The sequence below is a fragment of the Campylobacter sp. CNRCH_2014_2452 genome (assembly GCF_025772865.1).
Taxonomy (GTDB): domain Bacteria; phylum Campylobacterota; class Campylobacteria; order Campylobacterales; family Campylobacteraceae; genus Campylobacter_D; species Campylobacter_D lari_D.
The window spans coordinates 50,808-73,703 of the sequence record NZ_JAKMSX010000002.1 but is presented as its reverse complement, the minus strand read 5'-3'; the positions used below and the strand labels follow the sequence as shown (position 1 = coordinate 73,703).

The window sequence follows — 22,896 nt, the reverse complement described above, 5'->3', positions numbered from 1 at the left end:
GAGTAACTATGAAAAAATATTAATCAAATAAGTATTTAAAGGTATTGCAACAATATCAATTAAAACAGCACCACATAAAGGTACTATTAAAAAAGCTTGTCTAGAAGTTAAATTATATCTAGAACAAACTGCATTCATATTTGCTACTGCATTTGGTGTTGCACCTAGACCATGTCCCATAAGTCCGGCACACATAATCGCACTATCATAATTTTTTCCGCATAATCTAAAAACTATAAAAATTGTAAAGAATAGTAAAGCTAAAACTTGCACAATCAAAGTAATAAAAAGAGGTGTAGCAACAGCACTTAGTTCGTTTATTTTTAAATTTATCATAGCCATAGTTAAAAAAATACCAAGGCTTAACTCACTTATAGTATCTATTGTATATTGATTTAGCTTAAAAATATTAAAAGAATCATTAATATTTCTTACAACAATAGCAACAAGCATGGCACCAACATAACTAGGCAAAGAATAGCCGCTATATTGTGTAAATTTGGAACTTAAAAAAAATCCAATACACATAATACATAATATTAAAAATAAAGATTTTAAAAAATCTTTATAATTTGCATTGTGAATTTCATGCTTTAGAGGATCTATATCTTTAATATCTTGATTAGTTGTGATTTTTAATTTGTGTTTATTTATAAGATATTTTGCTACAGGACCTCCGAGCAAAGACCCTGAAATCAGTCCAAAGGTTGCCGCTGCCACTGCTAAAACTTTAGCGTTATTTAAGCCACTTAATTCTTCAACCATACCTCCAAAAGCTATAGCATTTCCATGTCCTCCTTCCAAAGAAACAGCACCACATAAAATTCCATATAGTTTATTTAAATCGAATAAACTCATCATGGAAATGCCGATAAAATTTTGCATTAAAGCCATAAACCAGCAACAACCTAGATAGATTAAAAGTACTTTTCCTCCTACTTTTAAGAGTTTAAAACTTCCACTTAATCCTATTACGGTAAAAAAAGCTACCATTAAAGGAGTTTGTAAACTTGTATCAAAATCAACTTTAATCTCAATAAAACTTAAAATCCAAATGATTATACTGATTAAAAATCCACCTATAACTGGTGCGGGAATGCAAAATTTTTCTAAGATTAAAAAGCGTTTTTTCAAAAACATACCAAACAATAAAACCCCGATACTAATAGCTAATACGCTTAAACTATCAAATTTCATATCATTCCTTTACTTAATAAAAAATATGCTAGATAAGCAGCGATTTTTGCAGTGTGATTGTCTATATCAAATTTAGGATTAAATTCACAAATATCTGCTAAAGCAACTTTTTTGCTTTCAAAAATAATTTTTATCGGAGTTAAAATTTCTTTTAAATTGATACCAAAAACAGCAGGGGCGCTTACAGCAGGAGCTATGCTTTGTGAAAATACATCCATATCAATACTTAAATAAACAACTTCATTTTGTTTTAAGAAGTTTTTAATGACTTCTATACATTTTTCAAATTCAGTATCTAAAACATAACTTGCTTTCATATTATCCATAGTTTGAAAAAGTGCTTTTGTGTTAGATAATTTACTTGCACCCAAGCAAAGATAAGAAAAATTATAATTATTTTCTTTTGCATATTCATAAGCTTTGTAAAAAGAATTTCCAGAAGTATGTAACTCCTGAATTCTTACATCAAAATGTGCATCAAAATTTATAACTCCTACACTTTTTTTGTAATCTAAAAGCGCTTTAATACAAGCTAAAGATGTTTCGTGTCCACCTCCTAAAATTACACCATAATGATTATTATGTAAAATTTCTAAGCACTTGTGATAAAGTAGTTCATCGCCTAATTCTAGGGTATCAAAATTTTCAATATCTCCTAAATCATCAAAATCAAAATCATCATGTATAGCAAAATTTGCCATATTCTTTCTTATAATTTTTGGTGCTAATTCACTTCCAATTCTACCATTATTTCTCTGCACACCCAATGATGAACAAAAGCCTAATAATTTATTATTTGAAGAGTGATTTAAACATTTAAATAATCGTTTATGGATAATTTCATCACCATCATTTCTCCCTTGCCACATGTATTCCTCCTTTTTTGTGTTTAATTTCAATGTAAGATATTTTTTTAAATATTTTTGTATTTTGAGAAATAACATTATTTATTTGTGTATTTTAGTAGCAATAATTTATTGATTAAATAATTTTTTATTATAGTAAAAAATATTTGAAAATACTAAGGTATAGCTTTTAATGCATTTATGATAAAAGTTTCTTTAAGTTTTATTTTAAAATAAGAAAATACTATATATTTACTACTTGAAACAAAAAGGAGATTTATGCAAAAAAATAATCAAAAAACTTATGATTTATTTTTGATAGTGACATCTATTTTGGCGGTTTTTATGGTGATTGTAATTTTACTTATAAATCCTAGTAAAGCTTTAGAAGTAGCAAATTTTCTTTTTAGTAAGCTTACACATATGTTTGGCTCATTTGTTCAACTTTTTGAGTTTATTTGTGTAGTTTTTATTTTCTACTTGGCTTTTTCTAAAATAGGTAATATTAAATTAGGCGATGGGATAAATCCTTATTCAAATACTGCTTGGATTTTTATGTTTATTTGTGCAGGACTTGGATCTGCTACTATGTATTGGGCATTTATGGAATGGGCATATTATTATTTAGCACCTGGATTAAATATTACTCCAAAATCTACAGAAGCTTTAAGAAGTGCAACTTCTTTTGTGTATTTGCATTGGGGTATTACGCCTTGGGCTGTATATGCTTTAAGTTCTATTGCAATGTGTTTTCATTTTTATATTTTTAAAAATAAAAATTTAAAAATTTCAAGTTTAATAGCAAATATCTTGCATATTAATCAAAATATAGTGCTTGATAAAATCATCGATGTTGTGTTTTTATTTAGTACTTTTGGTGGACTTGTGCTTACTACAACCCTTTCTATAATTACAATTAGTGCTGGACTTTCTGGAATTTTTGATATTAATGATGGTTTTTATTTAAAATTTATTCTTTTAGCTATTGTTACAGCTGTTTTTACCTTTTCTAGTTTTGTTGGATTATCAAGTGGTATGGCAAAACTTGCTAAAATATCTTGTATCTTGTGTTTTGTGTTTGCAATATTGGTATTTATTTTAGGAGATAGTGTATTTATATTAAATAATATAATAAATAGTATAGGGGTATTTTTTAGTAATTATGTTTCAATGAGCTTATATAATGATATTGCTGGTGTAAGTAGCTTTAATTCTGATTGGACAGTTTTTTATTGGCTTTATTGGATTACTTACACTCCTGCTGTTAGTATTTTTGTGACAAAAATTTCTAAAGGAAGGACCATTCGTCAAGTAATTTTTGGTCTTATTGTGGGTGGATGTATTGGGACTTGGTTTTTCTTTGGAGTTTTGAGTTCATATGCAATAGATATTTTTCAAAGTGGAATCTTAGATGTTCCAAATTTTATTAGTTCAAATGCTGGAGAAGCTGGAGTGGTAGCATTGATAAAAACACTACCATTTGGTACTATTTTTGCTCTTTTTTATTTCCTGCTTATGATGGTATTTTTGGCTTCTCATATGGATGCTACTGCATTTACTATTTCTTGTGTAAGCACAAAAATAGATAGTGAAAATCCTAGTAAATATTTAAAAGTTTTTTGGTGTATTATGCTTGGATTAATTCCTTTAGCAATGCTTTATATAAATGCAGATTTAAATACCTTAAAAGTTGCAGTTGTTTTGAGTGCTGCTCCTTTTTTGGTAATACTTGCTATTAGCTTTTATGGGCTTATTAAATGGATAAAAAGGATGGATAATGAAAATTACAAAGGTTGAACCTATATGGTTAAGGACAAAAACTTTTGATGAGTCTTGTGAGTGGGGTGAAGATGCCTTTATATTAAGAATTTATACAGATAATAATCTTTATGGAATAGGAGAAAGTGATAGTGCTGCGGCAGTTTTAAAGATAATGTTTGAGCAACCTAGTACTCATGGATCTTGCAGAAATTTAAGTGAAATTTTAATAGGACAAGATCCAAGAAATATTAAGAAGATTATGGATGATTTGATTGAGGGAAGTGCGTATTATGGACTTAGCGGAGCATTAATTTGTGCTTTAAGTGCAATAAATATTGCTTTATATGATTTACTTGGAAAAATTTATGGTGTAAGTGTAGCTACTATACTTGGTGGAAAAAGAAAAGACTTTTTAAATGCATACGCTACTTTTATTCCGAGTAAAAATATGGAAGAAAATATTTCTAGAGTAAAATACTTAAAAGAAGAAGGTTTTAAACTATTAAAATTTGGTGGTGCAGGCTTTGGCAATAATGCATTAGCTGATAAAGAGATTATCAAGAATATTAGAGGTGCAGTGGGCGATGATATTAAACTTAGTATTGACTTAGTAGGGCTTTGGAAAAATTTTTCTTATGCAAGAGAAAGATTTTTGGAAATTGAAGAATATAACTTAGAGTGGATAGAAGAACCAGTTAGTGCAAATAATTTTTATGATTATGCAAGACTTAGTGAACACTTACCTTGTAAGATTACGGGTGGAGAGAGTTTTTACACGCTAAATGAGTTTGAAAATTTTATTAAAAAGTCAAAAGTTTCTATTGTGCAACCTGATATTACTAGATGCGGTGGTTTTGACACTATGTTAGAAATTGAAAAAATATCTTTAAAATATGGTTGTGATTTAGTCCCGCATGGTTTTTCTACAGGAATTTTACTTGCTGCTACGGTGCAGTTTCTAGCAAGTACTAAATATTGTAATTTGATAGAGTATTCTCAATCAACAAGTGTGCTTTTTACTCATTTGGTGAAAAATTTAATCCCTTGCAAAGATGGTATAGTTGAAGTCAATGATGCTGTGGGTATAGGAGTGATATTGGATGAAAATTTAATAGAAAAATATCGTATAAATATAAAGATTTGAGTAAATACTCAAATCTAATTTTTAAGGTTTTTGAATTAAAAATCTAAGCGTTGGTCCATCTTGATCTATCTCTAAAATTTCAAATCCGCGATTTTTCGCATCTTGAGGTATAGAATTAATACTTTGTGGGCAATCACATAAAATTTCTAAGACTTCACCTGATTTTAATTCTTTTAATGCATCAATGGTAGCTATAGCAGGATATGGGCATGCCTCACCTTCTAAATTTAAACTATAATGAATAATCATAATTTTCCTTTGTTGTGTTGGAAGAATAATCTTTTAAATTTTAAAACAAACAAAAATAAAATAGCAAACAAAGCTAAATTGATTAATAAGCCATTAAAATAACCAAAATCATTTAAAAGATGAATTTTTATACCATTTGTTAGTATTTTTGGGAAATGATCATAATTTAAAGCTAAGATTATAGTACCGATGATATTGGCAATACCCACTATAATAAAATGACTTTGTCCCTCGCAAGCTCTATACATCCAACCACACTCGCATCCTCCGGCAAAAACTATTCCAAATCCAAATAAAAAAGCACCTATAGCAAGGTTTGGTGATATTTCTATTACTTTACTAGTATGCCCTTGTAATATAAAAGCAAAAGCTATTAAACAAGCTATGATCATACCTATTAAAGCGCCTTTTATAGCATTGTCTCTACCAAATAAAAATAAATCTCTAAAGCAAGAAGTGAAGCAAATTTGAGCCCTAGAAATGATAAAACCAAAAACAAAACCAAATATTAACGCTAAAGGAAAAAAACTTTCTTTGTTTTTAATATCAATATTTTGTTTTTGTAGTATAAATACAACATAAGTTATAAAAATTATAAATACACCAAGTCCTATGTAAAAATATATTTTTGAAATTTTATTTTGTGTTTTTAATTTTTGATTTTCTTTGCAAACGCGTTGTAACTTTGCTTTTGGCTTAAATAAGGCAAGATTACAAACCTTAACACCTAGATAAATTCCTAAAATCATAAATAAAGTAAAAACCCAAGTATGTAAAGAAAAATAAGGTAAACCTGTAAAGAAATTTGCTAAATTACAACCAAAAGCAAGTCTTGCACCAAAGCCTGATAAAATTCCTCCTATAATAGCTTGAAAAATTCGAATTTTGCTAGCAGGCAAACGCCATTTAAATTTATTTGCTAAAAATGCAGCTACTAAGCACCCTATAAACATACCTATGAGCATGATACCATCAATTCTTGTTAAGGGACTGCCACTTAAATTTTGCTTTTGGTAGTAAGTGTAGGAGCTTAAATCCATACCAAAAAATTCTAAAATTTCTCCACCCCAGCGTGTCATTTCACCTGTAACAGCCCAAACACTACCAAAAATTCCAAAATAAATAGCACTTAAAATTCCAAGTATAATCATGCCTTTGGAGTTATCCCAAAAATTTATAAAAAAAGATTGTTTGAAAGAATGCATTGATATATCCAAAAATTGTAATTGTCAAAACTTGACACTGAAAAACAAACATTATAACTAAAAAATATAATATTTCAAAGTATTTTTACACGCTTATAATTTCATATGTTTAATTTTTGTTTCAATTAAAAATATTAAGATATAATATCATTTTTGGAAGGTTAGCTTATCTGGTGATGGCCACTGACTTCAAATCAGATGAAAGGGTAGTTGACTACTTTTTGGGGAGTTCGATTCTCTCACCTTCTCGCCAAATTTAAGTCAAAATGGAGTTTTTTTATGAGTAAAGCAGATATTGTCGTTGGTATCCAATGGGGTGATGAAGGTAAGGGTAAGATAGTTGATAAACTATGTGAAAATTATGATTATGTTTGCAGAAGTGCAGGTGGACATAATGCAGGTCACACTATATGGGTTGATGGTATAAGATATGCTTTACATTTAATGCCATCAGGTGTTTTAAATAAGCAATGTATTAATGTTATAGGTAATGGAGTTGTAGTTAATCCTGATGTATTAATTAGTGAAATGGCTCAATTTGAAAATTTAGAAGGAAGATTATTTATAAGCGATAGAGCTCATTTAAATTTAAATCATCATGCTTTGATTGATCAAGCAAGAGAAAGACTTAAAGGCGATAAAGCTATAGGAACAACAGGCAAAGGCATAGGGCCAAGCTATGAAGATAAAATAAGTCGTAATGGACATAGAGTAGGGGAATTGCTAGAGCCTGAAAAGCTTTGTGAAAATTTAATGAAAGATTTTGAACTTAAAAAAACTTATTTTGATGTTTTAGGTATTGCAATGCCTAGTTATGATGAAATTTTAAAAGATTTAAAACGCTTTAAAGAAGTGCTAGCGCCATATATTACAGATACTACAAGAATGCTTTGGAAAGCTTTAGATGAGGATAAAAAAGTATTGTTAGAAGGTGCACAAGGTTCTATGCTTGATATTGATCATGGAACTTATCCTTATGTAACTAGTTCAACGACTATTTCAGCTGGAGCTTTAAGTGGTTTGGGATTAAATCCAAAAGAAATTGGAAAAGTTATAGGCATAGTAAAAGCTTACACAACAAGAGTGGGAAATGGAGCTTTTCCAAGTGAGGATTTAGGTGAAGATGGTGAAAAAATAGGACTTATTGGTAAAGAAATCGGAGTAAGCACAGGTAGAAAAAGAAGATGTGGTTGGTTTGATGCGGTTGCGGTAAGATATACTGCAAGATTAAATGGCTTAGATACTTTATCATTAATGAAACTTGATGTATTAGATGGTTTTGAAAGTGTTAAAATCTGTAAAGCATATGAATATAAAGGACAAGAAATAGACTATGTACCTTGTGATTTAGAAAACGCTAAGCCTATTTATGAAGTAATGGAAGGTTGGGATAAAGTTGCAGGGATTAGAGATTATGATTTGCTACCTGAAAATGCTAAAAAATACATTAAGCGTTTGGAAGAATTAAGTGGCGTTAGAGTAGGTTATATCTCCACAAGTCCTGAAAGAGAAGATACTATCATTTTATGAAAAGCAAATATTCTTCTGTGATTAAGCTTAGAAAACAACAGCTTGATAAAGCAGAGGCAAATTTGACTAGAACAAGACAAAAGCTTTTGTTGTGTGAAGAAGAATTTAAAGAAGCTTTAAAAACATGCGAAAGCTTGACTTTGGCTGATAAAGGTTCGGTGGCTTTGTTAAGATCGTCTTTAAAAATGCAAGAGATTGCAAGAGAGGGTAAGCAAAGAATTAAACAAAAATTAGACCTAACTAAAAAAGAACTTGCACATCATCAACATTTATACAAAAAGGCTCATTTGGAATTTGAAAAAATTAAGGTTTTAGAAAATGAAGAATTAAAAAAAATCCAAAAAGCTTTACAAAAAGAAGAAGAAAAATTTATAGATGAACTTGCTATAACAAGACATTTTAATAAGGATAAATGATGAAAAAAATAATATTTTTATTGATTTTCTTAAATTTTGTAAATGCACAGCAAAATTGCGAGCAGTATTTTGAAGCAAGAAAAGAGCAAATGCAAGAGCAAATTAGAGAATATGATGAAGCAAGACAAAGTTTAGAGGCTTATAGAGCTTCTTTTGAAGCTTTGCAAAAAGAAAAAATGCAAGCTTTGGAGCAAAAAGAAGCTGATGTTAATGCAAGTTTAGAGCAAATAAAAAGTTTAAAAGAGCAAAATGAGCGTATATTAGAAGCGACTAAACAAAATCTTCAAGTTATTAATGATAAAACCATGGGGCGTATCACAGAAATTTATGCTAAAATGAAAGATGTGGCCGTGGCAGGTATATTAAGCGAAATGGAACCGGATGAGGCTTCAAAAATTCTACTTTCGCTAGATCCTAGAAAAATTTCATCCATTATGGCCAAGATGGATCCAAAAAAAGCTTCCGATTTAACACTACTTTTGAAAAATTTAGATCAAAATGCAAGTTCGCAGTAAGTTTTAAGCAGTTTTTACCTTTTTTTTAGTATTATTTCAAAATAAAAATAAAAAGGTGAATAAATGCGTATCAAACCAGCTCATATACCTTATATAGCAAATAAAATAATACTTGATTTAATGCATTCTTCTTTTGTTAAAATTAAAGATGATAGTCAAAAACTTTTAAAAACAGCAAAAGAAATTATAGAAATAGATGTTTTAAATGAGCGTAAACTTGATGAAAAAGCAAAAGAAATTTTAGAAAGCCAAGAAGATGAAATTGAGTTTATGCAAATAGATAGAAAAAGTATGTTTTGGATGATTAAGAAAAAACTAGCAAATGAGTTTAAATTTATGCTCGATAGTGAAGATAGATACAATAATCTTTCTCATAAAATTTTAGAAAATTTAGTGGAAGAAGATTTGATAAACTACAATGTGTCAGAAAATCGCGTGAAAAATCTCATTTTTTCAAGTATTATGTCTTATTTAAAAGAGTATGAAAATTTAGAAGATTTAGTCTATGAAAAAATTTCAAATTATAAAAGAAAACTTATTCCAGGTTCTGAAGAATATGAATTGGTATTTGAAAAGCTATATCAAGAAGAGCTTAGAAAAAAAGGACTTTTATGAAAGCATATATTTATATAGAGAATGATGTTTTTTTAAGCGCAAAGGCTTTTGGACAAAGTGGAACTTTTTTTGGAGAGCTTGTTTTTAATACTTCTTTAACGGGGTATCAAGAAATTATTTCTGATCCATCATATGCAGGTCAGTTTGTAGTATTTTCAATGCCAGAAATTGGTATAGTTGGTATTAATGATGAAGATAATGAAAGTAAAAATGTATTTGCTAGCGGAATGATTATAAGAGAATTAAATGAAGATTATTCTAATTTTAGAGCCAATGATTCTTTAAGTGCTTATTTGAAAAAGCATGAAAAAATAGGGCTTTGTGAAATTGATACTAGATTTTTAGTTAAAATGATCAGAGATCAAGGAAATTTGAGAGCGGTAATATCTACTGAAATTAAGGACAAAGAAGAGCTTAAAAAAATGCTTCTTTCTAGTGCTAAAATTGATGAGGTAAATTATGTAGCACAGGTTAGCACTAAAAGCTCTTATAAACATAGTAAAGGTGCTTGGGATCATAGCAACAAAGCTTATGAGAATGTAAAAGCAAATGGTAAAAAAGTAGCTGTGATTGATTATGGTGTAAAAGAAAATATTTTAAATGAGCTTGTAAGTGTTGGACTTGAGGTGGAGGTTTTTCCTTATAATACCAAGGCAAAAGATTTGATTGATTTATATCAAAAAGGTAAAATTCATGGTGTATTTTTATCAAATGGACCAGGTGAGCCAAAAATTTTAAAAGATGAAATCGCAGAGATTAAAAAACTAGCAGAAGCTAAAATTCCTATGCTTGGTATTTGTTTGGGACATCAACTTTTAAGTAATGCTTTTGGTTATGAAACTTATAAAATGAAATTCGGCCAACATGGAGCAAATCATCCTGTTATTAACCTTACTAATAACACAGTAGAAATTACAGCACAAAATCATAATTATAATATTCCTGAAGAAATAGCAGAGGTCGCAACTATTACTCATAGAAATTTGTTTGGTGATAATGTAGAGGGTGTGAGATATAAAAATTATCCTATTATATCAGTGCAACATCACCCAGAAAGTTCTTCAGGACCACATGAGAGCAAGTATATTTTTAAAGAATTTTTAGAGCTTTTGTGAGTTTAGATTTTATTGCTTTAGCAAGTATAGCTTTTCTTTCTAGTTTTGGGCATTGTTATGGAATGTGTGGAGGTTTTGTTTTAGCTTATACTCAGCTTTCAAAGCAAATTAAACTTCCTTTTTTTCTTTTAATTTTCTCATATCATCTATCTCGAATTTTTGCTTATGTTTGCTTGGGTATATTTTTTGGAGTTTTTGGAAGCTTGCTTTCATTTAGTGAATTTTCAAAAGGCATAATGTTTTTTATAATTGGAATTTTTATGATAACATTAGCACTTGCTTTGATTTTTAAAGGAAAATTTCTAAGTTTTTTTGAAAATTCTTTATTTTTTGAATGCGTAATTAAAAAAAACATCTCTAGATTGATTCAACAAAAATCTTTCAAGAGTACTCTTTTTTTAGGATTTTTAAATGGCTTTGTGCCTTGTGGTTTGGTGTATTTTTATATAGCCTTTGGAATGAGTGTGCAAAGTGTGTATTTATCGGCTTTAATTATGCTTGTTTTTGGTTTTTCAACTTTACCAGCATTGATATTTCTTGCGTATTTTTCTAAAACATTAAATGAAAAATTTCAAAAAATAGCTAGTTTAATTTCCTATATTTTAATTTTTTGTTATGGTGTGTATTTTTCTTATATAGGCTTTGTTTTTACGCGATAATTTATTAATAAATAATAAATAATTAGACATAGTTTAAGCTAAAAAAGATATTAAGTATCGTATAATATAAAGATCGCATAATTGCAGAAAAAAACTTAAGGAGAGGAAATGCACCCAGGAAATGCATTAAACTATGACTATACGGTTGCTAAATATTTTATGTTTGCTACCTTATTGTTTGGTGTTATTGGTATGGCTATTGGAACGCTTATTGCCTTTCAGATGGCTTATCCGGATTTAAATTATTTAGCCGGTGAGTATGGTACTTTTTCAAGACTTAGACCATTGCACACTTCAGGTGTAATTTTTGGTTTTATGCTCTCAGGAATTTGGGCTACTTGGTATTACATTGGTCAGCGTGTGCTAAAAGTTAGTATGGCAGAATCAAGCTTTTTAATGTTCATTGGTAAATTGCATTTTTGGCTTTACATGATCACTATGATTATAGCTGTTATTACTTTGTTTGCAGGTGTTAGCACTTCAAAGGAATACGCAGAGCTTGAATGGCCACTTGATATATTGGTAGTTTTAGTTTGGGTTTTATGGGGTGTAAGTATTTTTGGGCTTATTGGAATTCGCCGTGAAAAAACTTTATATGTTTCACTTTGGTATTATATAGCTACTTTCCTAGGTATAGCAATGCTTTATTTATTTAACAATATGGCTGTGCCTACTTATTTTGTGAGTGGAATGGGTGATTGGTGGCATAGTGTTTCTATGTATGCAGGGACAAACGATGCATTAGTTCAATGGTGGTATGGACACAATGCAGTTGCATTTGTATTCACTGTTGGTATTATCGCTCAAATTTATTATTTTCTACCAAAAGAAAGTGGACAACCAATTTTCTCATACAAACTATCTTTATTTGCATTTTGGGGCTTAATGTTTGTTTATTTATGGGCAGGTGGACACCACTTGATTTATTCTACAGTGCCTGATTGGATGCAAACTATGGGTTCAGTTTTTTCAATCGTTCTTATTTTACCTTCTTGGGGTTCAGCAATTAATATCTTACTTACTATGAAAGGTGAGTGGAGTCAATTAAGAGAAAGCCCATTAATCAAATTTATGATTTTAGCTTCAACTTTCTATATGTTCTCAACTTTGGAAGGTCCTATTCTTTCTATTAAATCAGTTAATGCATTAGCACACTTTACAGATTGGATTCCAGGACATGTTCATGATGGTACTTTAGGTTGGGTTGGCTTTATGACTATGGCTGCGCTTTATCACATGGTGCCTAGAATGTTTAAAAGAGAATTATATAGTAAATCGCTAATGGAAGCTCAATTTTGGATCCAAACTACAGGTATAGTATTGTACTTTAGTTCTATGTGGATAGCAGGTATTACTCAAGGTATGATGTGGAGAGCTACAGATGAGTATGGTAACTTACTTTATACTTTCATTGATACTGTTGAAGCTATTATTCCTTATTATTGGATTAGAGCTGTAGGTGGCTTGTTGTACTTAGTAGGATTTTTCATGTTTGTTTATAATATTTATAAATCAATTTCAGTGGGTAGAGTGCTTGATAAAGAGCCAAAAAGTGCTTCACCTATGGCAGCATAAGGAGGAAAAATATGTTTAGTTGGTTAGAAAAAAATCCATTCTTTTTTGCTGTGGCAGTATTTATAGTGATCGCATATGCAGGTATTGTGGAAGTTTTACCTGATTTTGCTCAAAATGCAAGACCAATTGAAGGTAAAAAGCCTTATACGGTTTTACAACTTGCAGGACGCCATGCTTATATTAAAGAAAGTTGCAATGCATGTCATTCACAACTTATTCGTCCTTTTAAATCAGAAACAGATCGTTATGGTATGTATTCAGTTAGTGGTGAATATGCTTATGATAGACCATTTTTATGGGGTTCAAAAAGAACTGGACCTGATTTATTGCGTATAGGTAATTTTAGAACTACAGATTGGCATGAAAATCACATGTGGGATCCAGTTTCAGTTGTTCCTGGTTCTATTATGCCAGCTTACAAACATATGTTTAGCAATAATGCAAATATAGAAACAGCTTATGCAGAAGCACTAACTGTAAAAAAAGTTTTCAATGTTCCTTATGATGTTGAAAATGGTACAAAACTTGGTACTTGGGAAGAAGCTCAAGCAGAAGTTAAAGCAGAAGCCCAAGCTATAGTAGATCAAATGAAAAATCAAGATGTTAAAGATGCGTTTGCTAGAGGTGAAATTAGAGAAATTGTCGCTTTGATTGCGTATCTTAATAGCTTGAAATAGGAAAAACTATGGATTTAGAACTAATAAGAGAGTTGCAAGCTTATGGCTTTTTTGCCCTTGTAGTATTCTTAGTGGTAGTTTTGTATTCTTATTGGTTTCATTTGTATAGATCTGAAAAAACAGGTAGAAGAAACTATGAAAAATATGCTGATTTAGCATTACATGATGAAATTGGCGATCGTGTTTTAGAGCAAAATAAAAGGAGTGCTTAATGCAATGGTTGAACTTACAAGATAATGTTAATTTATTATCTTTTATTGGAGCAATTCTTATCATATTGATTACGCTTGTTGTGGTAGGAAAATTGTTTAAAAGTATGAAAGAAGAAAAAAGTCAGGGTGAGCTAAGCGAACATAGTTGGGATGGTATAGGTGAATATAAAAATCCTATACCACTTGGCTGGGCTGTGGTATTTTTCTTAGCTATAGTATGGTGTATATGGTATTTTCTTTGGGGGTATCCTTTAAATAGTTATTCTCAAATTGGTCAATATAATAAAGAAGTGCAAGCGCATAATGAGAAATTTGCACAAAAATTTGCAAATTTAAACAATGAAGATAAGCAAGAAATGGGTAAAAATATCTTTTTAGTTCAATGCTCTTCTTGTCATGGTATTACAGGTGATGGTATCAATGGAAAAGCTCAAAATCTTAATGTTTGGGGTTCAGAAGAGGGACTTATAGAAGTAATTACTAAAGGTTCTAAGGGCTTAAATTATCCTATGGGTGAGATGTTAAGTGCAGCAGATAATGGTATAGATGAAGCTGATATTCCTGCAATTGCCGCTTATGTTGCTTCTGAAATTTCAGCAATTAAAAAAACTGAAAATCCTCAACTTGTGGCAAAAGGAAAAGAATTATTTGTCACTTGTACAGTATGCCATGGTGAAGATGGAAAAGGAACTATTGATGGTCAATTAGTGGCTCCAGATTTAACAAAATATGGTAGTGCAGAATTTGTAGTAGATGTGTTAAATCGTGGTAAAGCAGGTAGTATAGGTGTAATGCCTCATTTTAACAATGGCTTGTTAAATGAGCTTCAAAAAGAAGCGGTCGGCGAATATGTGATTTCTCTTTCAAGGGGCGAATAATGGAAAATTCAAACAGATGTGTATTTTCACTTTCAGGCGTTAGCGGAATGTTAATAGCAACTATTTTATTATTATCGATTTTAGCAGGATTAACTATTTTGGGTCTAAAAACACAACAAGATGTTATGCAAAAACCTTATAAAATAGAAAATGCAGAACAAATTAAAATGTTTGACTCTAAAAGAGAAGAACATATCATTATAAAGGAATGATTATGGCAAAAGTTCTTGAGTATTTAATCATAGCAGGTTTAGTTGTAGCGGCTGGAATCACTGCTTGGTCGGTTTTAACTGCAAATCATCTTTTTATAGGATGAAAAATATATTTAAAGGCGGTTTTTTAGCCGCCATTTTTATTTGTTTTGCTAATTTTTTACATGCTGAAATATTATTAAATGATAATATCTTAAACACTGCGATAGAACAAAATATCACTACAAGTTCTAGACAAATTTATGAATTAACTGGAGTAAATATCGCTTTAGCATTAAGTGATAAAAAAGATTTTGAAAGTTTAAAAAATTATGAAGCTAATTTAAGTAAGCCATATATTTTACTTGTATTTTCTAAAGCTTCACATAAGGTAGATATACTTGCAAGCGATGATGCTTTGGCTTTTTTTGATAAAGAAGGTGTTTTGAGTCCTTATCCTGAAAAAGGAACAATTTTACCTATACTTGCAAATCCTAAACAAAAAGATATTTATAATGCAGCTATTTTAAATGGTTATGCAGATATAGCCGATCAAGTAGCAAATTATTTTAATATAAAACCTTTTTATGGAAATTCAAATCGTGATACTTTAAATATCATGAGAATTTTAATCTATGGATTTTTATGTGTTGCAATTTTAATGCTAGTTCAAAGAAAAATCAAAAGGAGAAAATAAAAATGGAAAATAAGAAAACATTTTGGCCTTATGGTATTTTGATTTCTTTGGGGCTTATTGTTATAGCTTGTATTGTTACGATTTTTATTGCAAGTAAGGCTCCTGTGTATGAAGATAATTTTTATTTTGATTCTTATCAAAATGTAGAGTTAAATTATAATGAAATTCAAAACAGACAAAAGACTTTTGATGAAAATTTTAAGCTAAGCATTAAAGACAAAGAAAGCTTTATGCATAAGAAAAATCAAGTTTATTATATCAATGAAGGACAAAATGAGCTTAGGATTGCAATTGAAAATTTAAAAGATTATGACTTGAGTAAGCTTCAAATCCAAACTTTACTTTCGCGTCCACATACAAATGTAAATGATGAGAATTTGCAAGTAAGATTAGAAGGAAGTGATTTGGTGTTTGATTTTAATATCAAAGAAAAAGGTGTTTGGCAAATACTTTTAAAAATCACTCAAGATGAAAATAGTGTAGGATTTTTTAAATTCTTTTTGCAGACTAAATAATGAAACTTTTTGTATTTAGCTCACTAAGAGCTTTAAGAAAGTATTATGAGAAAAAACTACAGGTTGATAGTTTAGTAGAACCGGCTATGAGTATAGCCGAATTTATACAAAAGTTAGTTTTTTCTCCGCATTTTCAAGCAACACACTATGAGTGTTTACTTTTGATGAAAAAGGCTTGTGAGCAAACTAAAAATTTAGAGCAAAGCTTAAAAATACCGAGTAATTTTTTTGCTTTCTTAAAAAATAATGCTTATTTATTTAGTTTCTTTAAAGAGCTTAGTTTGGAAAAAAAAGATATCAACTCATTAAAATTTCATGATGCTTACGCTCAGTATGATGAACATTTGCAAATTTTAGAAGAACTTTTTAAAAATTATCTTACCTTGTTAAAAGAGCAAAATCTATATGATGATATTTCTTTGCCGCTAGATTATGAAATTAATAGTGATTTTTTAAAAAATTATGATGAGATTATTTTTGATTTTCAAGGTTTTTTAAATGCCTTTGAAGTAGAGCTTTTGTTAAAAGTTAAGGAAATACTTCCTCTTAAAGTGCAGTTTAATTGCACTAAATTTAATAAAGATTTTTTAAATACTCTTAGCTTTTTACAAGGACTTTCTCTTAAGGCAAATTATGCTTATTTGTTTGATTTAAATCAAAAAACAATTTTAAAAGAAGGGTGCTTTTTTAAAGAAAGTAAAATTAGTTATAAAAGTTTTCATTTAAGATCTTTACAAGCTGCTTTTGTTTTTGAAAAAATTAATTCTTTTTTAAAATCCGGTATAAGCGCAAAAGATATTGTAGTGATTACACCTGATGAGAATTTTGTAGATATTTTAAGACTTTATGATAAAAACAATGTTTTAAATTATGCAAGTGGAGAAAGTATTAAAAATACACTTTTTTATCACAGATTAAAGTCTTTGTATGAAAGTGCTAAAGATGATGAGTTTGAGTATGAAGAAGATGAAGAATTTTATGAAAGGTGTAATTTAAACAAACATTTGTGTAATTTACATTTTTTTTCTTCTAGTGTTGATTTTACAGAGTTTAAAAAGTTTTTTGATGAAAATATTTCTTTTGATTTTTTTGAGAATTTTATTTTTAATTTGCTAGAAGATAGTGATGAGGAATTAAAAAATTATATACATCAAGAGCTTATTTTTATCAAAGAGCTTGTAAAAACACACGAGTTAAGCTTTGTGCAAATTTTAGAATTATTTTTCATGCAAATTGATGGTATAAAATTAAGCAGTGTTGGTGGTGGTGAAGTTACTGTAATGGGGCTTTTAGAAAGTAGGGGACTTAGATATGACGGGGTGATTATAGTCGATTTTAATGATGAGTTTATCCCAAAAAGAGTTTCAAGCGAGTTATTTTTAAACAATGAAATTCGCAAAAAAGCAGGACTTATCACTCATACTCAAAGAGAAAATTTACAAAGACATTATTATTATACTTTAATAGCCAAGGCAAAATTAGTTGGAATTTCTTATGTGGAAAATGAAGAAAAAATCAAATCAAGATTTTTAAACGAACTTGAACTTCCATTTTATGAAGACAAGACTTATAGTAATAATGCTTATGTGAAATATTTTCAAACTTATCCATGTACTTTTAATCTTGAGCCTATTGTAAATATTAAAGCAAAGCACGATTATTTTCAAAACGATCTTTCTTTTTCAAGATTTCATCTTCTTGTGCATTATGGTTTGGATTATTATTATAAATATGTTTTAAGATTAAAAGAGCCAAAGACTTTAGACGATACACTTAGAGCAAATGAGTTGGGGAGTTTTATCCATAAGGCTTTAGAACTTTATTATACACAAAAATCTAAAAATCATTTTGATTATGAAGTTTTTATGCAAGTGGTAAAAAGCATTAAACAATACCGAGTTGATGCGCTAAATTTAGCTTTAATACAAACTATATTTAAAGAATTCCAAACACTTGAAAATGAGCATTTTAAGCAAGGTTATGTGGTAGAAAAATGTGAATTTAATCCACCAAGAAAAGAATTTATTACAGAAAATGGAGTGAAAATTCACGCCATAGGCTTTTTAGATAGAGTAGATAATAATGGTAATGAAAGATTGATTATAGATTATAAAAGTGGTAAGGCAGATGAAAAATCTTATCAACTTGCTTTTTATAAGTTTTTATTAGAAAATCAAAATACCTTATTAAATACAAAAGCTTGCTTTTATGATCTAAAAAATATCAAAATCATACATGAAAATGCTAAAAGTAAGAGCGTACAAGAACTTAAAGATTTGCTTAATGAGCTTGCTAAAGAACCTTTGGAAAAAGAATTTTTTAATCAAAAAAACGACAATACTTACAGCCCTTATACCATGCTTTATAAAAAGGAGTTTAAGCTTTGAGTTATCATTTTGAGCCTTTTTTAGCTTTGGAAGCTAGCGCAGGAAGTGGAAAAACTTTTGCATTAAGTGTGCGTTTTGTAGCTTTGGTTTTAATGGGAGCTAAGATTAATGAAATTTTAGCCCTTACTTTTACTAATAAAGCTACAAGCGAAATGAAAGAAAGAGTTTTTAAAACCTTTTTAGAATTTGATGTGCTTGAAAATGGGGAGAATAAAGCAGAGTGTAATGAGCTTATGAAAATGCTAGGTAAAAGCAAAGATGAGCTTATAGCTTTAAGAGAAAAATACAAAGATGAGTTTTTAAGATCTAAGCTTAATATCTACACTTTTGACAGCTTTTTTTCACAAATCATTCGTTCTTTTGCTTTAAATTTAGGTCTTATGAGTGATTTTGACATTATAGAAAGTCAAGATAGTTATAAAAATTTCATTTCTAAATTAGACGAAGAAGAATTAAGAGCTTTAGCTTATTACATTGTCCAAACAAAAAGTAAAAGTGATTTTTTGCAAAATCTTGAAAGCTTGTATGAAAGATCTTGTGAAATAAAATCTATACAAAATGCACATTTTCCAAATAAAACTTTTTTAGAAAAAAGCTTAAGTGAGTTTATAACTTATGCAAGAAATTTAAGCACAGATAAAAACTATCAAAAAAATTTTGAATTTGAAAACATAGAAGATTTCTTTACTAAACCTATTATTTGTGATTTAGATAAAAAATATTTTGTAAAAGTCATCGATAGTGAATTTTTACAAAAAAGAGCAGAGTTTTTACAAAGCGCAAAAGAGTATTTTACTCAAATGGAAAATTATCGCATTAGTATGCTTGCAAAGCTTTTGAAGCATTTTAAAGAAGCAAGAAATGAAAATAATGCCAAGCAAAATGCACTGACTTTTTCAGATATAGCTTTAAAAACTCATGAGTTAATTAGTGATGAAACTAATAAAGATTTGATTTATTTTAGACTCGATGGTTATATTTCGCATTTATTAATCGATGAATTTCAAGATACTAATGTTTTGCAGTATCAAATTTTAAAACCTATCATTGCTGAGCTTGTTTCAGGCGAGGGAGTGAAAAAAAATAGAAGCTTTTTTTATGTGGGGGATAAAAAGCAAAGCATATATGGTTTTAGAGGGGGCAAAAAAGAGCTTTTTGATAAGCTTTTAAAAGATTTTCCACAAATTAAATTAGAGCATTTAGATACTAATTATCGCAGTAAAAAGATCATTGTTGATTATGTAAATGAAGTCTTTAAAGATAAATTTTTTGATAGCTTTTTAAATCCTAGCTTTACTTTGCAAAAAAGCATTAAAGAAGGTGGATATGTGGAAGTTTTGCAAAATCATATCCCACCAAAAAGTTCTTTACATGAAGCAAGTGGCAAAGAAGTTTTAAAGATCATCCAAAAGCTTTTAGAAAAAGGCGTAAAGCTTAGTGAAATTTGCATTTTGGTGTGGATTAACAAAGACGCTACTTTAATGAAAGAATTTCTTGAAGAAAATGACATTAAAGCTTATACACAAAGCAATGTAGCTTTGATAGATTGTATTAGTGTAAGAGTGCTTTTTGAGTACGCAAAGGCTTGTGTGCTTAAAGATGAGTTTAGTTTGTACTTTGCAAGTAGTATTTTAGAAAAAGAACTTGAGTTTATAACGCTTGATTTAAACCGTAGTGTAAGTGAGATTTTAAAATACCTAGTGCATATTTTAAAGCTTGATTTAAGTGATGTTAATCTCATCGCATATTTAGAGTATGCAAGCACTTTTGATAATTTTTTTGATTTTTTATTTGCTCCATGTGAGCTAAAGTCTTTACAAGCTCAAGATGATGGAGTAAGTATTATGACCGTGCATAAATCTAAGGGGCTTGAATTTGAAAATTTAATCGTACTTGATAGACTTAGTAAAAAAGCTCCGGATAATGAAACTTTAATGTTTGAGTATGATTTAGAGCAAGGTTGGGAAGTAAAATACCGACACAGTGCTAGAAAATATCTTGAAGATCAAAATTACAATGCCTTTTTAGCTAAAAGAGAAAAACTTCAAGCAGAAGATGAGATAAATTGTCTATATGTAGCCCTTACTAGAGCTAAAAACTCTCTTTTTATCATAAAAAATGATGAGAGTTTTAAAACCTTTAAGAGCTATTTTCAAGACTATGAAGAAAAACAAATAGGCATTATAGAAGAACAGCTTGTCAAAACAAATGAGCCTTTAGAAAATTTAGAACAAATAGAGAGCTTTGAAGAATTTCAAAAGGTAAATTTGCAAGAAGTTAAAGTAAAAAGTCATCTTTCAAGCACGCAAATACATTTTGGCTTAGCTTTGCATGAGTTTTTGCAATATTTTGACTTTAACACTAAAAGTAATTTTGAATTTTGCAAGCAAATGGTGTATAAAAAATATCGTTTTTACTTAGATGATAAAGGTTTTAATGAGCTTTTTAAAAGACTTACCATGCTTTTAAAAGATGAGAGCTTTAACGCGCTTTTAGTGGGTAAAAAGCTACTAAAAGAGCAAATCATCACTTATAAAGGCGAACAAAAACAACTTGATATGCTTGCATTTGATGATAATGAAGCTATCATTATAGACTATAAAACAGGTTTAAATTTAAACGAGCATAAAAAGCAAGTTTTGCTTTACAAAGAAGCCATAGAAAAAATCTTAGCCAAGACTTCCACTAAGGCTTTTTTGGTATATATTTTAAAGGATAAAGTGGAGATAGTGGAGGTTTAAGGAAATTGTATGAGATGTTTTATTGTAAATTCAAATTATAAATCTACTGATGGTGAAAAATTCTTAATTAAATATTTAAATGATAATTTACCAGAGGATTATGAAATTTATGTCCAACCTAATTTGAATGGAAATAGACCTGATATTATTCTTTTTCACGAGCATAAAGGTGTATTTATTATCGAAATTAAAGATTGGAAATTAGAAAGATTTGAAAAAGATAGTAAAAAGAATAAATATTATAAATATACTAATGGTGGACGTTCTGAAATAGCTAATCCAAATTCTCAGCTTAGAAGATATAAAACTCAATTTAATTATTTTAAGCAACTTCCTGCTATTTGTATTCATTATTTTTATAATAGCTGCACCCAAGATGTCATTGACTTTATAGGGGAAAGAGGTATTGAAATTTTTGGATGTGATAAAAAATATAACTTAATTAAATTTATAATAAATTATCCAAATAGCTTTATTAAATCACCAAACGAAATAAGAGATTTTTTACTTCCAAAAAAACACAAAAAAGAAAATGGAGAATATATAAATTTAACACAACAACAAAAAAGACTTATAGAACATACTCCAAAAACATGGAGAAGATTAAAAGGGGTTGCAGGGAGTGGAAAAACCTTGGTTGTTGCACAAAAAGCGGTAAATATAGCAATAGCTAACAAAAAAGTATTAATTATTTGTTTTAATAGAACATTAAAAAGATATATAAGAGACCAAATAAATAAAACATGCAAAGATTTTGAATGGAAATTTATAGAATATAATCATTTTCATGAATTTATTAAATTATATGTAGAAGAAAATGGATTAGAAGTAAAAAAATATGGCAATAATTTTGATTTATATGAATGTGCTTTAATAGAGCAGGTTTTAAAACTTCAAGAAAAAAAATCAAATTCGAAAAATAGAAAATACGATGCAATATTAATAGATGAAGCACAAGATTTTAAAAAAGAATGGTTTGATATTTTGCTTTATTTTTTAGATGAAAATAGTGAAGTTTTATTAGCAGCTGATGATAGACAAAATTTATATAACAGAAGTGTATCATGGATTGAAGAAAGTATGGGTGGATATAAATACAAATTTAAAGGCGCTTGGGCTGTTTTAAAAGAAGTGAAAAGATCTACCCGTTTGCCAAGTTTAATTCACAAGACTAATCTATTTTTTGAAACATTCTTAAAGGATTATTTAGAAAATCATCCTGATAAGAACTTTGGTGATTTTTTAAATTCAGAAATTATCATAAATGAAAATACTTTAGATTTGTATTCGTTGGTTTGGGAGAATATTGAAGAAAAAGATCTGTATGATAAAATTTTATATTATTGTAGGTTTTTCATAAATGAGAAATATAATCTAAAAGATATAAGCATTTTAGTACCCAATAAAAATATAGGGCATAGCATGATGTGTTTTTTAGTTAAAAACAATATAAACATTGAACATATGTTTGATAATAAAGATGATTTCTCGTTAGAAAGTGATGCTGTGACAATATCCACCATAAACAGTTTTAAAGGTATGGAAAACAAAGTAATTATTTATGTTAGTGAAAATAAAAGTAGTATTTGTAATGACTTTAGAACCTATGTTGCATTAACAAGAGCCAAAGAAGCTTTAGTGGTGTTAAATAACAATAAAAAATATTTAGAATATTCTAAAGAATGGATGTAGCATAATTTACAGCCATTCTCAATTGTTTTAAATTTCTAAAGTTTTGCTATATTATTTTTTATTTTTCAACCCTAGTATGA

General features: G+C 29.0%; 22 protein-coding genes and 1 tRNA gene. 19 read left to right on the top strand and 4 right to left on the bottom strand.

What is annotated here, in order from left to right; translation table 11 throughout:
* Positions 1 to 6 precede the first annotated feature (6 nt).
* The gene (gene gltS, locus L8X38_RS01485) at positions 7 to 1,197 is read right to left on the bottom strand and encodes a sodium/glutamate symporter (RefSeq protein ID WP_133319408.1); all 1,191 of its coding nucleotides are present in this window, start codon (positions 1,195 to 1,197) and stop codon (positions 7 to 9) included.
* Complete coding sequence (locus tag L8X38_RS01480) at positions 1,194 to 2,066, bottom strand: formimidoylglutamase (RefSeq protein ID WP_263661071.1); 873 nt, start codon at positions 2,064 to 2,066, stop codon at positions 1,194 to 1,196. Before L8X38_RS01480 ends, gltS begins: the two co-directional genes overlap by 4 nt.
* Positions 2,067 to 2,321: 255 nt before the next feature.
* Between L8X38_RS01480 and L8X38_RS01475 the strand changes: the two genes are divergently transcribed.
* Both L8X38_RS01475 and L8X38_RS01470 read left to right on the top strand, forming a co-directional pair.
* Positions 2,322 to 3,839: a BCCT family transporter gene (locus L8X38_RS01475; protein ID WP_263660528.1), complete on the top strand. Its 1,518-nt coding sequence runs from the start codon at positions 2,322 to 2,324 to the stop codon at positions 3,837 to 3,839.
* Complete coding sequence (locus L8X38_RS01470; protein ID WP_263661070.1) at positions 3,820 to 4,947, top strand: mandelate racemase/muconate lactonizing enzyme family protein; 1,128 nt, start codon at positions 3,820 to 3,822, stop codon at positions 4,945 to 4,947. Before L8X38_RS01475 ends, L8X38_RS01470 begins: the two co-directional genes overlap by 20 nt.
* Positions 4,948 to 4,968: 21 nt before the next feature.
* On the opposite strand, the gene yedF is transcribed toward L8X38_RS01470, so the two are convergent.
* Complete coding sequence (gene yedF, locus L8X38_RS01465; RefSeq protein WP_133319404.1) at positions 4,969 to 5,196, bottom strand: sulfurtransferase-like selenium metabolism protein YedF; 228 nt, start codon at positions 5,194 to 5,196, stop codon at positions 4,969 to 4,971.
* A complete protein-coding gene (gene yedE / locus L8X38_RS01460) occupies positions 5,193 to 6,401 on the bottom strand; it encodes a selenium metabolism membrane protein YedE/FdhT (protein WP_263661069.1) in 1,209 nt (402 codons plus the stop codon). Before yedE ends, yedF begins: the two co-directional genes overlap by 4 nt.
* A 155-nt stretch (positions 6,402 to 6,556) precedes the next feature.
* On the opposite strand from yedE, the gene L8X38_RS01455 reads away from it, so the two are divergent.
* From L8X38_RS01455 to L8X38_RS01370, 17 genes are all read left to right on the top strand, one after another.
* Positions 6,557 to 6,654 (top strand) — tRNA-Sec (locus L8X38_RS01455).
* A gap of 26 nt (positions 6,655 to 6,680) precedes the next feature.
* Positions 6,681 to 7,931, top strand: coding sequence for an adenylosuccinate synthase (locus tag L8X38_RS01450; protein ID WP_133319402.1), 1,251 nt, complete (start codon positions 6,681 to 6,683; stop codon positions 7,929 to 7,931).
* The gene (locus L8X38_RS01445) at positions 7,928 to 8,347 is read left to right on the top strand and encodes a flagellar FliJ family protein (protein ID WP_133319401.1); all 420 of its coding nucleotides are present in this window, start codon (positions 7,928 to 7,930) and stop codon (positions 8,345 to 8,347) included. The genes L8X38_RS01450 and L8X38_RS01445 overlap by 4 nt, the downstream gene beginning before the upstream one ends.
* On the top strand, positions 8,344 to 8,862 hold the full coding sequence (locus L8X38_RS01440) for a MotE family protein (protein ID WP_165955271.1): 519 nt from the start codon (positions 8,344 to 8,346) through the stop codon (positions 8,860 to 8,862). The genes L8X38_RS01445 and L8X38_RS01440 overlap by 4 nt, the downstream gene beginning before the upstream one ends.
* 63 nt (positions 8,863 to 8,925) lie before the next feature.
* On the top strand, positions 8,926 to 9,477 hold the full coding sequence (locus L8X38_RS01435) for a DUF507 family protein (RefSeq protein ID WP_133319399.1): 552 nt from the start codon (positions 8,926 to 8,928) through the stop codon (positions 9,475 to 9,477).
* The gene (carA, locus tag L8X38_RS01430) at positions 9,474 to 10,592 is read left to right on the top strand and encodes a glutamine-hydrolyzing carbamoyl-phosphate synthase small subunit (protein WP_263661068.1); all 1,119 of its coding nucleotides are present in this window, start codon (positions 9,474 to 9,476) and stop codon (positions 10,590 to 10,592) included. Before L8X38_RS01435 ends, carA begins: the two co-directional genes overlap by 4 nt.
* Positions 10,589 to 11,251 (top strand): sulfite exporter TauE/SafE family protein, encoded by a 663-nt coding sequence (locus tag L8X38_RS01425; protein ID WP_133319397.1) that lies wholly within the window; start codon positions 10,589 to 10,591, stop codon positions 11,249 to 11,251. The genes carA and L8X38_RS01425 overlap by 4 nt, the downstream gene beginning before the upstream one ends.
* Before the next feature lie 108 nt (positions 11,252 to 11,359).
* Complete coding sequence (gene ccoN / locus L8X38_RS01420) at positions 11,360 to 12,826, top strand: cytochrome-c oxidase, cbb3-type subunit I (protein WP_039617631.1); 1,467 nt, start codon at positions 11,360 to 11,362, stop codon at positions 12,824 to 12,826.
* Between the two features lie 11 nt (positions 12,827 to 12,837).
* Positions 12,838 to 13,503 carry a cytochrome-c oxidase, cbb3-type subunit II gene (gene ccoO / locus L8X38_RS01415; protein WP_087700416.1) on the top strand — a complete coding sequence of 222 codons (666 nt, stop codon included), beginning with the start codon at positions 12,838 to 12,840 and terminating at the stop codon, positions 13,501 to 13,503.
* 8 nt (positions 13,504 to 13,511) lie between these two features.
* Positions 13,512 to 13,715, top strand: coding sequence for a cytochrome c oxidase, cbb3-type, CcoQ subunit (locus L8X38_RS01410; RefSeq protein ID WP_133319395.1), 204 nt, complete (start codon positions 13,512 to 13,514; stop codon positions 13,713 to 13,715).
* Positions 13,715 to 14,593: a cytochrome-c oxidase, cbb3-type subunit III gene (ccoP, locus tag L8X38_RS01405; protein ID WP_263659490.1), complete on the top strand. Its 879-nt coding sequence runs from the start codon at positions 13,715 to 13,717 to the stop codon at positions 14,591 to 14,593. The genes L8X38_RS01410 and ccoP overlap by 1 nt, the downstream gene beginning before the upstream one ends.
* Positions 14,593 to 14,805 carry a DUF4006 family protein gene (locus L8X38_RS01400; protein ID WP_133319393.1) on the top strand — a complete coding sequence of 71 codons (213 nt, stop codon included), beginning with the start codon at positions 14,593 to 14,595 and terminating at the stop codon, positions 14,803 to 14,805. The genes ccoP and L8X38_RS01400 overlap by 1 nt, the downstream gene beginning before the upstream one ends.
* Positions 14,806 to 14,905: 100 nt before the next feature.
* On the top strand, positions 14,906 to 15,481 hold the full coding sequence (locus tag L8X38_RS01390; protein WP_261529512.1) for a hypothetical protein: 576 nt from the start codon (positions 14,906 to 14,908) through the stop codon (positions 15,479 to 15,481).
* Positions 15,482 to 15,483: 2 nt separating this feature from the next.
* Positions 15,484 to 15,996, top strand: a complete 513-nt coding sequence (locus tag L8X38_RS01385; protein ID WP_165955270.1) for a FixH family protein — start codon at positions 15,484 to 15,486, stop codon at positions 15,994 to 15,996.
* On the top strand, positions 15,996 to 18,383 hold the full coding sequence (locus tag L8X38_RS01380; protein ID WP_263661067.1) for a PD-(D/E)XK nuclease family protein: 2,388 nt from the start codon (positions 15,996 to 15,998) through the stop codon (positions 18,381 to 18,383). Before L8X38_RS01385 ends, L8X38_RS01380 begins: the two co-directional genes overlap by 1 nt.
* Entirely contained in the window at positions 18,380 to 21,124 is a 2,745-nt protein-coding gene (locus L8X38_RS01375; RefSeq protein ID WP_263661066.1) for a RecB-like helicase, read from the top strand. The genes L8X38_RS01380 and L8X38_RS01375 overlap by 4 nt, the downstream gene beginning before the upstream one ends.
* Positions 21,125 to 21,133: 9 nt before the next feature.
* The gene (locus tag L8X38_RS01370; RefSeq protein ID WP_263661065.1) at positions 21,134 to 22,816 is read left to right on the top strand and encodes a UvrD-helicase domain-containing protein; all 1,683 of its coding nucleotides are present in this window, start codon (positions 21,134 to 21,136) and stop codon (positions 22,814 to 22,816) included.
* The last annotated feature ends 80 nt before the right edge of the window (positions 22,817 to 22,896 follow it).